13 protein-coding genes and 1 pseudogene are annotated in these 13,068 nt (G+C 61.5%); 5 read left to right on the forward strand and 9 right to left on the reverse strand.

The genetic code is table 11. The features are described from left to right. Position 1 precedes the first annotated feature (1 nt). The 4 genes from ACZYZ3_RS06735 to ACZYZ3_RS06750 all read right to left on the reverse strand — a co-directional run bounded on the left by ACZYZ3_RS06735 (position 2) and on the right by ACZYZ3_RS06750 (position 4,816). Positions 2-838 carry a carbohydrate ABC transporter permease gene (locus tag ACZYZ3_RS06735; protein ID WP_463963056.1) on the reverse strand — a complete coding sequence of 279 codons (837 nt, stop codon included), beginning with the start codon at positions 836-838 and terminating at the stop codon, positions 2-4. After that, the gene (locus ACZYZ3_RS06740; protein ID WP_463963057.1) at positions 835-1,773 is read right to left on the reverse strand and encodes a carbohydrate ABC transporter permease; all 939 of its coding nucleotides are present in this window, start codon (positions 1,771-1,773) and stop codon (positions 835-837) included. Before ACZYZ3_RS06740 ends, ACZYZ3_RS06735 begins: the two co-directional genes overlap by 4 nt. Before the next feature lie 68 nt (positions 1,774-1,841). Beyond that, a complete protein-coding gene (locus ACZYZ3_RS06745) occupies positions 1,842-3,194 on the reverse strand; it encodes an ABC transporter substrate-binding protein (protein WP_463963058.1) in 1,353 nt (450 codons plus the stop codon). A 20-nt stretch (positions 3,195-3,214) separates the two neighbouring features. After that, on the reverse strand, positions 3,215-4,816 hold the full coding sequence (locus ACZYZ3_RS06750; RefSeq protein WP_463963059.1) for an N-acyl-D-amino-acid deacylase family protein: 1,602 nt from the start codon (positions 4,814-4,816) through the stop codon (positions 3,215-3,217). An 86-nt stretch (positions 4,817-4,902) separates the two neighbouring features. On the opposite strand from ACZYZ3_RS06750, the gene ACZYZ3_RS06755 reads away from it, so the two are divergent. The 4 genes from ACZYZ3_RS06755 to ACZYZ3_RS06770 all read left to right on the forward strand — a co-directional run bounded on the left by ACZYZ3_RS06755 (position 4,903) and on the right by ACZYZ3_RS06770 (position 8,304). Continuing rightward, on the forward strand, positions 4,903-5,637 hold the full coding sequence (locus ACZYZ3_RS06755) for an IclR family transcriptional regulator (protein WP_463963060.1): 735 nt from the start codon (positions 4,903-4,905) through the stop codon (positions 5,635-5,637). Positions 5,638-5,656: 19 nt separating this feature from the next. Then, positions 5,657-6,784 carry an aminotransferase class V-fold PLP-dependent enzyme gene (locus ACZYZ3_RS06760; protein WP_463963061.1) on the forward strand — a complete coding sequence of 376 codons (1,128 nt, stop codon included), beginning with the start codon at positions 5,657-5,659 and terminating at the stop codon, positions 6,782-6,784. A 42-nt stretch (positions 6,785-6,826) separates the two neighbouring features. After that, the gene (locus tag ACZYZ3_RS06765; protein WP_463963062.1) at positions 6,827-7,207 is read left to right on the forward strand and encodes a RidA family protein; all 381 of its coding nucleotides are present in this window, start codon (positions 6,827-6,829) and stop codon (positions 7,205-7,207) included. A gap of 68 nt (positions 7,208-7,275) precedes the next feature. After that, complete coding sequence (locus ACZYZ3_RS06770; protein ID WP_463963063.1) at positions 7,276-8,304, forward strand: Gfo/Idh/MocA family protein; 1,029 nt, start codon at positions 7,276-7,278, stop codon at positions 8,302-8,304. Between the two features lie 268 nt (positions 8,305-8,572). Here ACZYZ3_RS06770 and ACZYZ3_RS06775 read toward each other — a convergent pair. The 4 genes and pseudogenes from ACZYZ3_RS06775 to ACZYZ3_RS06790 all read right to left on the reverse strand — a co-directional run. Next, positions 8,573-9,012: pseudogene (locus ACZYZ3_RS06775) on the reverse strand (P-loop NTPase family protein); the annotation flags it as partial. Positions 9,013-9,220: 208 nt separating this feature from the next. Then, positions 9,221-9,397 carry a CsbD family protein gene (locus ACZYZ3_RS06780; protein ID WP_463963209.1) on the reverse strand — a complete coding sequence of 59 codons (177 nt, stop codon included), beginning with the start codon at positions 9,395-9,397 and terminating at the stop codon, positions 9,221-9,223. 125 nt (positions 9,398-9,522) lie between these two features. Continuing rightward, positions 9,523-9,987 carry a GNAT family N-acetyltransferase gene (locus ACZYZ3_RS06785; protein WP_463963064.1) on the reverse strand — a complete coding sequence of 155 codons (465 nt, stop codon included), beginning with the start codon at positions 9,985-9,987 and terminating at the stop codon, positions 9,523-9,525. A 69-nt stretch (positions 9,988-10,056) separates the two neighbouring features. Beyond that, positions 10,057-11,277, reverse strand: coding sequence for an MFS transporter (locus tag ACZYZ3_RS06790; RefSeq protein ID WP_463963065.1), 1,221 nt, complete (start codon positions 11,275-11,277; stop codon positions 10,057-10,059). Positions 11,278-11,430: 153 nt separating this feature from the next. Here ACZYZ3_RS06790 and ACZYZ3_RS06795 point away from each other — a divergent pair, with 153 nt between their 5' ends. Beyond that, positions 11,431-11,676: a hypothetical protein gene (locus ACZYZ3_RS06795; protein WP_463963066.1), complete on the forward strand. Its 246-nt coding sequence runs from the start codon at positions 11,431-11,433 to the stop codon at positions 11,674-11,676. A 69-nt stretch (positions 11,677-11,745) separates the two neighbouring features. Here ACZYZ3_RS06795 and ACZYZ3_RS06800 read toward each other — a convergent pair whose 3' ends face one another. Beyond that, positions 11,746-13,068 carry an MFS transporter gene (locus ACZYZ3_RS06800; RefSeq protein WP_463963067.1) on the reverse strand — a complete coding sequence of 441 codons (1,323 nt, stop codon included), beginning with the start codon at positions 13,066-13,068 and terminating at the stop codon, positions 11,746-11,748.

A 13,068-nucleotide genomic window follows, 5' to 3' on the forward strand; every position in this document is an offset into this window, starting at 1 on the left:
TCTATCCCTTTACTGATCCGGCGGTAAGTCCGGAGACGATCTTGCGTTGCATTAGGAGGAAGAAAATTACTGCAGGGATCGTGAAGACCAGAGCTGCACTGAATACCGTGTCGAGGGGAGTTGAAAACTCGCCGATGAAAGAGGCGAGACCAGTCGACGCGACCCAGGATGAGCGGTCCTGAATGAATGTGGTGGCGAAGAGGTATTCATTCCAACCGTCAAAGAAGGTAATGACCGCTGCGGCCGCCATGGACGGCGCCACAAGCGGCACCACCATAAACTGCAGAATGCTCAAGGGACTGCAGCCGTCCACTCGGGCAGATTCCTCGAGTTCGTAGGGGACGTTATCAATTGCTGATTTGAGGATGAAGAGTGCCACCGGCATTGCAAAGGCTGTATTGACCAATACCAGCCCCGAGAGCTGGTTCAGTAGCCCGAGAGCGGCAAACAGTGAGTATAACGGCACTACGAGCAACGCTTCAGGAAGCATTTGGGTGGCAAAGAAAAGGAAACCCATGGGTCCCTTGCCCACGAACCTGTAACGGGACAGGGCGTAAGCGCCCATAGTTGCCATCAGCAGACTCAACATGGTGGTGCCGAAAGCGACGAAGGCGGAGTTGGCCATCCAGCCCAGGAACGGCGTGTCGGTAGTTAGCACGGAGAACAGATCCAAGGCCCGGGAGATGTCGGGCAAGGGCTTCTGCTGACCTTGGTAGAGATCATTTGTGGGGGTCATCGCTGTGTTGATGATCCAGTAAAGCGGGAAGCCCGCAAGACAGGTGAGAAGCAGCGCGAGCAGGGCTCTTACTCCGGTGCTCAGACGTCGGCGCACAATCATGCGTGGACTCCGTTCTGCTTGTTGGCACGTTGTTCGGCGACAAAATAGACTGCAGTCACGATCAGCGATAGCAGCAGCCCGAGGACGCCTGCCGCGGCCGCCATGCCGAGTTCACTGTTGCTGAATGCATGCCGGTAGACGTCGATGACGATCGTCGTGGTGGCGTCCACAGGGCCGCCGCCGGTAAGCAGCCAGATGATTTCGAACCGTCTGAAGGACCAGATCGTCATCAGCAAAGCGACCACGCGCAGAGTCGGCAGCAGGAACGGCAGCACCACGAATTTGAATGTGCTGTAGCTATCGGCTCCATCAATTCTTGTGGCTTCGTATAGATCCTCTGGGACTGACTGCAGGGCTGCCAATACCACCAGCATGACGAAGGGGGTGACCTTCCAGACGGTCGCAATCACGACGGACAGCATGCCGTAGTTCGGATCGGTCAGCCAGCCCCTTTGCCCCAGGCCGAGTGCTGCGGTGGCTGCGTTGGCTACACCGGTGGAATCGTTGTAGATCCAGCGGAAGACGAGCACGACGGCAACTGTGGGCACTGCCCACGGCATGACCATGACAGCTCTGGCCAGTGTGCGACCGGGGAAGAAGCGGTTGATGACAAAGGCCGACACAGTTCCCAGTGTCAGGGATCCAACGACGGTGAAAACGGTGTATATGAGTGTGGTCGCCACCGACTTGAAGAAGGCTCCGCTGCTCAAAAGTTGGTTGTAATTTTCGAAGCCGATGTACTTACCGGCGGTCGGATTCAGCAGGCGAGTGTTCGTGAAGCTAAGGTCAAGACCCTTCAGCAGCGGCAGCACAGCGAACACCAGCAGATACAGGACAGCCAGTCCAATGAACAGATAGGGGGTCCAGCTAAAGCGCCGGCGTCGGGACGGAGGGCGGAACGGAGCTTGCGTCCTGACGGGTGTGGTGACAGTCATCGATACGTTCTCTCGATTCAGGAACAGGCTGCCCCGGACGGTTCTCCGTCCAGGGCAGCCTCCGGCTTCTAGGGGGTGAGGCTTGCGGCCTGTTGCTGGGCGGCGTCCATAGCGTCCTTAGCGGAAATTCCGGTAGTCAGCATTCTTGCCACTTGCGTGAGGACTATGGTCCGGACCTGCGGTGTCTTGGTTTCAAATCCCGGAATGACGACGGATGAAGAGTTGTCCAGCTGCTTGTAGAAGGCGTCGATCCAAGGATTGGCATCGATCTTGGCCTGCGGAGCAGATACTCCGGTGGCGATACCGGAGGGGAACAGCGCGTCCGCAAACTTTGACTGCGTGTCAGTGGTCATCATCCATTTGATGAAGTCCTTGGCCAGCTCCTTGTTCTTAGAGTTGGCGTTGATGCCAATGGAGAATCCTGCATAAGCGGATCCTCCGCCAGGGAACGGTAGGACCGAGGCGGAGACCTGGGATGACTTCACGCCGTCTTTGCTTGAAACCATGGTCAGCAGGGCAGATGAATTGTCGATGACCATGCCGACCTGTCCGGCCGCGAATTTGCTGCGGTATGTCGAGGCGTCATCGCCTACGCCGAACCCACCGGACTTGTACGCCTTGAGGAAGGCGTCCGCAGCCGCAATGTTCTCTTCACTGTTGAGAGTCAGTTTTTTTCCATCGGACCATTTGCCGCCGAACCCGTAGGCCCAGTTGCTGTAGTCAGTGAACCACGGTGATTCCTCGTTGAGCTGGTGTCGGACGGCGAATCCCGTTTTGCCGGTTTTGTCCTTGATCGTTCGGGCGGCAGTGGCCAGCTCGTCCGGCGTGGTTGGGGGCTTGACGCCGGCCGCCGACATGATGTCGTTGTTATAGAACAGGGCGTACGGCACAGCCTCCCAGATGAGGCCCAGCTGCTTCCCATCGAATTTGTAGTTCTCATTCGTCTTGCGCAGTGCGCTTTCGCTGGCCGGATCAAGCACCCCGTCCAGTGGTTCGAGTGCCCCGCTGGATGCCAGTTCGGGGAAGAACGGGTCCGGAATGATAAGAATGTCCGGACCCGCCCCGGATCCGATCTGGGTGCTGATCGTCTTCTCGTAATCGGCCCGGGTGATCTCCTGCTTCTCGACTTTGGCCTTGGGGTTGGCACTTTCGTACTGTTTTACCGCGTCCAGAATGTTGGCCCCGCGACCTGGCTCTAGCCACTGCCAGTTGGCAAAGGTCAGTGTGCCGCCTTCCGCTGCCGGGGGGCCCGAGGCCTTGGCGGCTCCCCCGTCGGCGCCGCCGCTGCAGGCGCTCAGCGCCAGCCCCACCGCAACCGCCATGATTGCGCTCTTCATCGCTGTTCTAGTCTTCACTAACACTCCTGATGTGTGCATATGTTGCAACGCGTGTTGCGGTAGCTGCCATCCTGTCAGGTGCAATCCCGGCTTGTAAACAGTTTTTACAAAGAAGTCGGTCCTGGCGACCTGCGCACGGCCCGCCCGGGCCGGATTTCCGTCCTTTTTCCCCCCGCGATGGTGGGCTCCCCGTTAACGAATACGTACGGGATGCCATCTGGCCAGACTTTGGGGTTGTCGTACGTGGCGCGTGATCCCACAGTGCCGGGATCGAACACCACGAGATCGGCCCAGTTGCCTTCCGCCACCACTCCGCGGTCGGTCAGGCCCAGTCGCCTGGCAGGACGTGACGTGGCGTGAAGCACCGCCTCCTCCAGGGTCATCACGCCCAGGTCGCGAACGTAATGCCCCAGGAACCTCGGAAAAGTACCCCACCCGCGAGGGTGGGGACGTTCTCCGACCAGGATGCCGTCACTGCCGATAGTGTGGGCGGCGTGCCGCATAACAGCTTGGACATTCTCTTCATTGCCGACCTGCACAAGGCACCCGGTACCGAAGTTATCGTCGAGGAGGAGGTCAAGGAAAACTTCCCCGGCGGGCGACTGCCGTTCCCCGGCCAGGTCCAACACAGATTTTCCTACCGCCCAGTCGTTCCTGGGCTGCTGAGTTGACGCGATAACAATCGTGGACCAGTCCATGGGGACTCCATGGTGGCCGTCAGAACCCTGCACCTCGATTTCCTGGAGAATATGCGCACGCGTTCCGGGGTCGCTCACACGGGCGCTCATTGCGTCATTCCCGCCTTCATGAACCCAGCTTGGCAGTAGTGCGGCAAGGTACGTGGCGCCGGCCAGATAAGGGTAGGAATCCAAGGTGATGTCGACGCCGGCCGCAATCGCCTCGTCGAAGGCTGCGAGAACCTCGCCCGCGCGACCTTTGTTCTGCGGAAAATTGACGTGGCAGTGGGCCAGGTGAAGCGGCACCTCGGCGGCCCTGACTATTTCAAGGCAGGCACGATAGCCATTCACGACGTCGACGCCGTAGTTCCGGTGGTGCGGACAGTAGTAGCCGCCGAGCTCGCTGACAGCGGACAACGCGTGAATAATCTCCTCGTCGGAAGCGTACATTCCGGGCGTGTATGTCAGCCCGGTCGACATACCCATGGCCCCGTCCCGTAAACCCTGGGCCACAATCTCGCGGATTCGCTCCAGCTCTCCGGGCGTCGCGGCCCGTGATTCGGTCCCCATTACTGCCATTCTGGCCGTTCCGTGCGGGACGAGCACGGCTACGTTGACAGCCGCGCCTTTGTCTACCTGATCCAGATAGTCGGCTACGCTGCGCCAGGCGTAGTCGAGATCCGGAGTGCCATTCCACCCCGCGATCTGCTCTCTGGTCACAGCCATGACGGCATCAGTCACCGGGGCGTATCCGAGCCCGTCCTGGCCAACCACCTCCAGCGTGACACCTTGGGCAGCCTTGGATACATGTGCGGGATCCGCTAGGACTGCCAGATCCGAGTGTGCATGCATGTCAATGAACCCGGGAGAGACCACGAGTCCCGAGACGTCAATGTCATCTCCGGCCGCCCCCTGCCCCGGAGCAAGTATGCCTGCGATGCGGCCTTCACTGATGAGAATGTCGGCTTCATAGCGCGGGCCCCCTAGACCGTCAATTACGGAACCGCCGCGCAAAACCCAACTCGCCATAGTTGCCTCACTTCGGAATGATGTTGCATAGTATGCACATATGTGTGCAAAATTGGACGAACCGGATCAGTATATAGGGGTGAAGAATGTCTCAAGCTGTGCAACGGGCCACCGAAATACTGGAGTTTCTCGGTGAAGGGTCGCAGAGCCTCAGCGCGGTAGCCAAGCGCTTTGACGTGCACCGGTCTACGGTTCTGCGCCAATTGCAGACGCTTGAAGAAGCGGGATTCGTGCTTCGCCGCGGAAACGGCCATTACAGCATTGGACCCAAAATGATCTCCATTGCCCAGCAGGCTCTGGACAGTTTGGACCTGCCTTCCGTTGCCCACGACGAAATCCGGAAACTGCACGCCCGCACTGGCAACACCATCCATCTTGCCCAGCTCGTGGAATCGACGGTGATGTACGTGGACAAGGTGGAAGGTCAGGACAGCGTGCGGATGTACTCACGCATAGGCAAGACCGTTCTTCCCCACTGCACCGGCGTGGGTAAAGCGATTCTCAGCCAGATCTCAGAAGCCCGTCGTGACGCAGTGCTCGCCGGTGCCGAATGGACACCCTTCACCGAGCACACCGTCGTTTCGAGGGAAGCTCTGGACGAGCAACTGGCTGTAATCGAGGCCCAGGGGTGGGGGGTCGATGACGGAGAATTCGAGGATTTCGTTAACTGCATCGCAGTTCCCGTCTCAAACACCAGCGCCACGATCGTCGGTGCTATTTCCCTCACCGCCATCAAGGCTGTGGCAACCATTGAGGACCTTAAGGTCTATCTGGAGGACATCCGCAGCACCGCCCGGGCAATTTCCCGGCAACTCGGCTAACTAGGATCTGAAAGACACTATGACCTTCTATTCCGATCTGGGCCTGAAACCCGTCATCAACGCAGCCACAACCTTCACCGCACTCGGCGGTTCGCTGATGCCCAAAGAGGTGCTGGATGCAATGAGCGACGCAGCAGGTTCGTTTGTGGACATGCACGAACTGCACCTGGCCGCCGGGAAACGGCTGGCACAGATCACTCGGAACGAGGCAGCATATGTCACGTCCGGTTGCGCCGCCGCGCTGATCCTGGCGCTGCTGGGGATCCGGACCAAGGGGGATCCCCAGGTTTTGACCTCGTTCCCAGGGCGGGACCTAGCGCCGAGCGAAGTAATCATGCACGCAGCGCACCGCATTCCATATGATGCCGCCATTGCAATGGCGGGTGTAACCATCCGCCAGATCGGGAACATCCAACAGACTTTTGACTGGGAACTGGAGGCCGCCATCAACGACAATACGGCCGCCATCCTCTACGTGGCAGGTTCGCATCTGCCCCAAGTCGCCCTTCCTCTCGCTGAAGTGGTCCGCATCGCGAAGTCCCGTGGGGTGCCAGTCCTAGTCGATGCCGCCGCACAGCTGCCGCCCGTGGAAAACCTGTGGCACTTTACCCGCGAGGCGGGTGCTGACGTAGCCGTGTTCTCCGGCGGAAAGGCGCTGCGGGGTCCCCAAGCCAGCGGATTCATGGTCGGCCGCGCCGATATTATCGAGTCCGCACGCCAGAATGGAGCACCCTACCAGCGATGGGCCCGCGCCATGAAGGTGGGCAAGGAGGAAATCGCGGGTCTTGTCGCCGCAGTGGAACGCTTCATCGACCTGGATCATGCCTCCCTTCACGCGCAATGGCTAGCAACGGTAGGTGCCTGGTCCGACGCCTTGCTCGATCTTGATGGAGTTTCACTGCGAACCGAGATGCTAAATGAGGCCGGCCAGCCAGTGCCCCGGCTCTACGTGGGAATGTCGGACACCACCCACGCCAGCCGGACGCTTTCCGCGCTTGCGGAAGCGACACCTCGGGTGGCAGTGCATCCGGATCTGCGCAACGGCACTCCGCACGGATTCTGGATCAGCCCCGACCTTCTCAAGGACGGTGAAGAGCAGATGGTCGAAGATGCCGTCCGCGCCGCCGTCGGTACCTCAGCTGCCTAACGAACCATCAAACCGAACGAACACCACAACACTAGGAGCATCATGCCCAAGAAAGCCATCGTCATACCGAACGCCCCGGCCCCGGCCGGCCCCTACAGCCAGGGCATCGTGGCCAACGGTTTCCTCTATACAGCAGGCTTTGGTCCCCAGGATCCCATCACCGGCGAGGTCCCCGACGGAGTCGCGGCGCAGACCCGTCAAGTATTGAGGAATCTGCAAGCGGTCCTCGCTGAAGCCGGCGCCACCTTCGCCGACGTTGTCAAGGTCACCACACACTTGCAGCACCTCAAAAGGGACTTCGACGAGTACAACCAGGCCTACGTTGAATTCTTTCCTGCTCCGTTCCCCGTCCGCACCACCGTCGGCTCGGACCTTTACGACATACTGGTGGAAATCGATGTTGTCGCGGCCCTCCCCGAGTAACGCCAGGCCGATCTGATGGTTTCGTAATGTCGGGATCAGCGTCCGCGGAACGGCCCGTGAGGATTGGTGTGATCGGGGCAGGCGTCATGGGACGCAAGCACGCTGAGGTTATTGCCCGCAACCCAAACGCGAGGCTTGCGGCGGTCGCGGACCCGGGCAGTCGTGCATTGGCAGCGGAGCACGCTGTCCCATACTTTTCCGGGCACGCCGCGCTGCTGGCGGCAGGAGAAGTGGATGCGGTGATAATAGCCAGTCCCAACGCCTTCCACGTCGACACGGCATTGGCCTGTCTGGACCGCGGTATTCCTTCCCTCCTGGAAAAACCGATGGCCACCTCTTATACGGAAGCCGCGCGGCTCGTTTGGGTCGCTAAAGCGTCTGCTACACCCATTCTCGTCGGCCATCACCGACGCCACCACCCGGCAGTCAAGGCCGCCAAAGATCTCATTGCCGGCGGAGAATTAGGCAAGCTGGTTGCCGTCAACGGCACCTGGCTCACCAAGAAAGCCGACAGCTATTTCCATGAGCCTTGGCGCAAACGTCAGGGAGCAGGCGTGATGCTGATTAATCTGGTGCATGATCTGGATCTGTTCCGGCATCTGTGCGGGGACATCATCGCTGTGCAGGCCAAAGTCAGCAACCGGACGCGCGGATTTGAAGTCGAGGACACAGCCGCAGTAATCGTCGAGTTCGAAAATGGCGCACTGGGGTCGTTCATCATCTCAGACACAGTTGTGGCCCCGTGGGGGTGGGACCAGGCGACCGAGGACGACCCGACATTTCCCTTCAATCCCACCATTTCTTGCTACCAGATTGCCGGAACACACGGGTCCCTGGCGTTCCCACAGTTGGCGCGATACCATCACGAAGCACTCTCGGACTGGACGCAGCCGCTGAGCATGACGTTTGCGGAGAAGGCCACCGGCGATTCCTACAGCAACCAACTAAGTCACTTCATCGACGTCGTGCGCGGCGTTGTCGAGCCGCAAGTAACAGTGGGCGACGCGGCACAGTCGGTGGCCGTCATCGAAGCCGCGAAACTTGCGGCCGCTACTGGCCAGTCTGTCGAGGTCTCGACTATCACAAGCCTCTCCTAGCGACGCCCACTGGGCAGATTCTCGTCGGCCGCGGCGCTGAAGGAAAGATCCGCCGATCCCCATCGCGGCAACTGGCACAGTCTGACACAGAGTCTCTGTCGCCAACTTAAGTTGTTGCCATATCAACTGCCGTCGACTTTGATTCAGTCTCCGGCAGGTACTTCGCTTCAATGTCGTCGAAGGTCCATTTTTGACGACCCGGAAGCAGAAACTCGAACTCAGAGTCGGACATCGAATACCCGGCCCCGGGAAGCCACCGCCAGCACCTTTAAACCTCCGCCACAGGAGCCGCGACCTGCGCCGCATAGGCCCCGCCCGCGGCGAGCAGTTCCTCCATCACCCGGATGAGGTCGGCGTCACGGATGATGGAGGGGGCAGTGCGCGATCACGAAGCTCGTCCGGTCGGACCGCAGCGCGCTCATCGCCTTCTGCACCAGCACCTCGGTGCGGGTGTCCACCGAGCTGGTGGCCTCGTCCAGAGGGCCGGGCCAGGAACGCCCGGGCAATCGTCAGCAGCTGCCTCTCGCGGCGGACACATTGGAGCCCTCGGTCGTCGAGCACGGTGTCGTAGCTCTCCGGAAGGGACCGCACGAACCGGTCCACGTAGGTCGCTTGCGCGGCCTCCAGGATCTCCTCCTCCGTGGCGCCGGGCCGGCCGTAGGCGATGTTGTCCCGGATGGTCCCGCCGAACAGCCAAGTGCCCTGTAGCTCAATCACCCGCTCGGGTGACGCCGCTCCGGCCCGCAGCAGGTTCGCCATCGACCCCAGGTAGGTCAGCGGCCGGGTGAACTGCCGCGAGTACTGGATGAACGCCTGCACATTGCCCAGCTGCATCGCCCCGGCGGCTACCGATCCCCACATTCAGCAGCCAGTAAGGAACCCGGGCGGCGGGCTAAGGTCCCGGCGCTACCGGTCGTCAGTGCTTCTTGAAAGCGTCCTTCACCTTTTCGGCAGCCTGCTTCAGGTCCGCCTTGACTTGGTCGCCCTTGCCTTCGTTCTTGAGGCGGTTGTCACCGGTTGCCTTGCCTGTGGATTCTTTGGCCTTGCCGGTCAGCTTTGTTGACGCATTCCGAATCTTGTCACCCAGACCCATGGTTTCCTCCTTTGGGATACCGCCCGGCGGGCTGCCGGGGATCATAAATTCATGCTATCTGCCGCCCGGCGCGACGGCCATCCCCAACCCCGCACCGCGGCACCGGCCGTGCACAACTGCCCGTCTCAGAGCTCTCGGTAGTAGTACAGCATTGGGTCTGTCTGGTTGGGTTCGGTGTTGGTGAACCCGTGTGCTTCGTAGAAACGGCGCGCATCGGTGTCCTCGCCGTCGACGTTGATCTCAAGGAGCGCACCGCCCCGGTCGCGTACCAGATCCAGGGCCGCGTCCAGGAGGGCGCTGCCGAGCCGGTGACCGCGCAGCTCCGGACGGACGTAGAGCTCATCCAGGATCGCGACCGGCCCCCGGTACCAGACGCTGGGCCGGAAACTCAGCACAGCAACTCCGCTCGCCGGCTCGCCGATCAGCAGGACCACCAGGTCGTCGCCCGCCAGGAGCTGCGTCAGACGCGATTGAAGCTCACCAGCGTCGGGGGTCGGCGTCGAGAACTCAGTGTTGAAATCATGAAGCAGCTGGGCAACGACGGCGGCGTCGGCCGTCGTCGCCCGCCGCGCGGAACCGCCAGAGGTCATGGCCCCATCTTGGGCACTGGGCGAAGCGGTGTCCATGCTGATTTCCTGAACGCGTGGCCAAAGTGCGGATCACGCTGGACCGCTGATCACCCGGTCACGTCCAACCAGCAGACCCATCACGGCGAGAACCGCCATGATGCCGGCCGTGACGAGGAGCGGAAGCGTCCAGCCTCCGCTCACGTCGCGAAGGCCACCGAACAGTACCGGCCCCGCCGCGGCGAGACCGTAGCCGACAGATTGCGCCATCCCGGACAATGACGCTGCCTGCGGATAATTCACGGTCCGGAGGCTGAACAGCGACAGAGCGATGACTATGAGGCTCCCGCACCCGATTGCCCCGAGAATGACCCACAGCAAGATGAGGTCCGGCGCGAGCGCCAGCCCGAGAAACGTCACGAACGTGAGCCCGCCGCTCGTGAAGGATACAAGCCGCTGGTCCGAACCGCGGTGAAGGATTCCCCCGGCGGCAAGGCTGGCGAACACGCTGATGAGCAGGAAGACGGACAGGTGGACGCCCGCAACAGTGGCGGGAACCCCTTGGCTTTGTTCGATGGTGGGCAGCCATGCCATCAGGACGTAGAAGGCGATCGATTGCAGTCCCATAAAGATCGTCACCTGCCAGCCCAGGGCTGAGGTCCAGGGCGACCGGAAGGAAACCTCCGGCCTGGTGGCGTGCGCGGTCCCTGACCTGTGGCGGCGCAGCCACGGCAGGAGCACCGCCATGGCGATGAGAGCCAGCCCCACCCAGATGCCGAGGGCCAGCCGCCATCCCGCCGGGGACGTTTGTGCCACGGGAACGACGACGGCGGCCCCGAGGGCGGCGAAGGCGGCCTGTGTGGCGGTGTAGCTTCCGGTGACCTGGCTGACCCGCATCGGAAAGTCCCGCTTTACCAGGGAGGGCACCAGGACATTGAGAAACGCGATAGCCAGGCCGATCAGTGCCGTGCCCGCCCAGATGACGCCGGGCAAGGGTAAGGAGCGAAGCACGATGCCCGAGGCGAGGATCAGCAGGGACATCCACAGTGCCCGGTCGAGACCCAGACGGGAAGCGAAGCCGGGCGCCAGCGGGGAGAAGACTGCGAACGCGATGAGCGGAAGACCCGTGAGGAACCCTGCCGCGGCACTGGATAACCCAAGGTCGCTGCTGATGTTCCCGAGGACCGGTCCCACGCTGACAAAGGACACCCGAAGGTTAACTGCGATGAGCAGCAGGCCGATGAAAGCGACGCCGAACCTGGCAGTGCGGTCCGGCGCGTTCCGGGTGGCAGCGGGCATCGTGCGTTCTTCCATCCTTCGAGAGGTGAGGAGCGCCTCCGCGCCTCCTACGATTCCGCCTTTGCCAGATAAGTATCCGGCTAGGCATGTCAGTTTGCCGACAACCTACCTTACGCCGAGCCGGTTGCCGCCCCTCGCGTCCGCAACAACACCGTCAGTAAGGACGGGTTGATCCAGGCCAATTCGCAGGGCGTCCCCATCTACATCGGAGACAACGCCCCGGTCCCCGCCGGGCTGGCGGAATGGCCCGCGGATGAGGACCTCTACACCCTGTGTCCCTCATGCGGCCGCGTGTACCGTGACTCGGTCATCGAAGAGACAGGAACCGCACCCGTCGCTTTCCGGGTCGACGTCACCGCTGGCCCGATTGCCGAGGCCGTCCGAGTCCACTGGAAGCTCAGCGCCCAGGAATGACAAGGTGAGCGGACGACGACGGCGGGAGCTTCCCGCCGTCGTCGTCCCTCGCTCTGGGTTCAGTCCACCTCAGGCCTGGCGGTACACCTTCCGCGAAATGGTGAGGCTGACGGCGGCGATCACCGCGACGGCAACAAGATAGAAGCCGGGCACCAGAAGAGAACCGGTGCTGCCGATCAGCCACGTCAGGATAAAGGGAGCAAAACCGCCGAAGACGGTGACTCCGATGTTGTATCCCAGGGAGAGTCCCGTTGAGCGGATGCGGGCCGGGAACATCGAGGACATGAGGGCCGGCAGCGGCGCAAAGTAGGCCGTGGCCAGCACCGAGAGCACCAGTTCGACCACGATCATGGTGGGCAGTGCAGGCGCCGCGATGAGCAGCATGAACGCAGGAATCCCGACAATCATGGACCCAATGGCAGCCCACGTCATGATTCGGGCCGGCCCCACTTTGTCGGCAAGCATGCCGATGAACGGGGAACCGATGCTCATGACCACACCGAAGATCAGGGTAGAGAGGAATGCCACGGATTTCGGCATCCCGAGATTCACGATCGCGTAGGTAGGCATGAAGAGGGCAATGTAGACGCCCACGGATCCCAGGGACACGACGCCGACGATGGCCCAGAGCCGACCGCCGTTGCCGATGAACGTCTCCCGCAGGGGCGACTTGGAACGTTCCGTGGCCAAGAACTCCGGCGTTTCCTCCATCTTGGACCGGATGTACCAGCCCACGGGTCCAATGGCCAGCGCGAAGATAAACGGCAGCCGCCAGCCCCAGGAGTCGAGCGCCTGGGTGCTGAGATAGGTGTTCAGTACGAACCCGAAGATTCCGGCCAGCAGGATTCCGCCTCCCTGTGTAGCAACCTGCCAGCTGCCATAGAACGCCTTCCTGCTGGGTGCGTACTCGATCAAGAAGGCCGTGGCCGTGCCGAATTCCCCGCCGGTGGCGAATCCCTGCAGCAGCCGGGCCACCAGCATCAGGATGCTCGCCGTGACCCCGATGGCGGCCGCCGTGGGTGCCACAACAATCAGCAGGGTGCCAACGAACATGACAAAGAGGGACACCAGCATGCCCGCCTTACGGCCGGCCCTGTCAGCGTAGCGGCCGATGATGATGCCACCGAGCGGGCGCATGATGAACGACACCCCGAATGAGGCGAAGGCCAACAGCAGCGACGCCGTTTCATTCGTCGTCGGGAAGAACAGCTTGGAAATGGTGACAGCGAACGTGCCGTAGACGATGAGGTCGAACCATTCGAGCCCGTTGCCAATGGAAGCTGCGACGACGGCCTTACGGGCGTTGCTTTGTTCCAGCGCCAGGGCGGCCGGCGAACGCGGTTCGACGATCTGGTCGCTGGAACCAAGGCTGGGGGCGGTTTGATGGCTCAT

This window comes from Pseudarthrobacter linnaei (assembly GCF_055412825.1).

What these genes read in the sequence shown, in the direction of transcription:
- ACZYZ3_RS06735 (WP_463963056.1), bottom strand. Translation starts at nt 838, where the DNA reads ATGATTGTGCGCCGACGTCTGAGCACCGGAGTAAGAGCCCTGCTCGCG.
- ACZYZ3_RS06740 (WP_463963057.1), bottom strand. Translation starts at nt 1,773, where the DNA reads ATGACTGTCACCACACCCGTCAGGACGCAAGCTCCGTTCCGCCCTCCG.
- ACZYZ3_RS06750 (WP_463963059.1), bottom strand. Translation starts at nt 4,816, where the DNA reads ATGGCGAGTTGGGTTTTGCGCGGCGGTTCCGTAATTGACGGTCTAGGG.
- ACZYZ3_RS06755 (WP_463963060.1), top strand. Translation starts at nt 4,903, where the DNA reads ATGTCTCAAGCTGTGCAACGGGCCACCGAAATACTGGAGTTTCTCGGT.
- ACZYZ3_RS06760 (WP_463963061.1), top strand. Translation starts at nt 5,657, where the DNA reads ATGACCTTCTATTCCGATCTGGGCCTGAAACCCGTCATCAACGCAGCC.
- ACZYZ3_RS06765 (WP_463963062.1), top strand. Translation starts at nt 6,827, where the DNA reads ATGCCCAAGAAAGCCATCGTCATACCGAACGCCCCGGCCCCGGCCGGC.
- ACZYZ3_RS06780 (WP_463963209.1), bottom strand. Translation starts at nt 9,397, where the DNA reads ATGGGTCTGGGTGACAAGATTCGGAATGCGTCAACAAAGCTGACCGGC.
- ACZYZ3_RS06785 (WP_463963064.1), bottom strand. Translation starts at nt 9,987, where the DNA reads ATGACCTCTGGCGGTTCCGCGCGGCGGGCGACGACGGCCGACGCCGCC.
- ACZYZ3_RS06790 (WP_463963065.1), bottom strand. Translation starts at nt 11,277, where the DNA reads ATGGAAGAACGCACGATGCCCGCTGCCACCCGGAACGCGCCGGACCGC.
- ACZYZ3_RS06800 (WP_463963067.1), bottom strand. Translation starts at nt 13,068, where the DNA reads ATGAGCCATCAAACCGCCCCCAGCCTTGGTTCCAGCGACCAGATCGTC.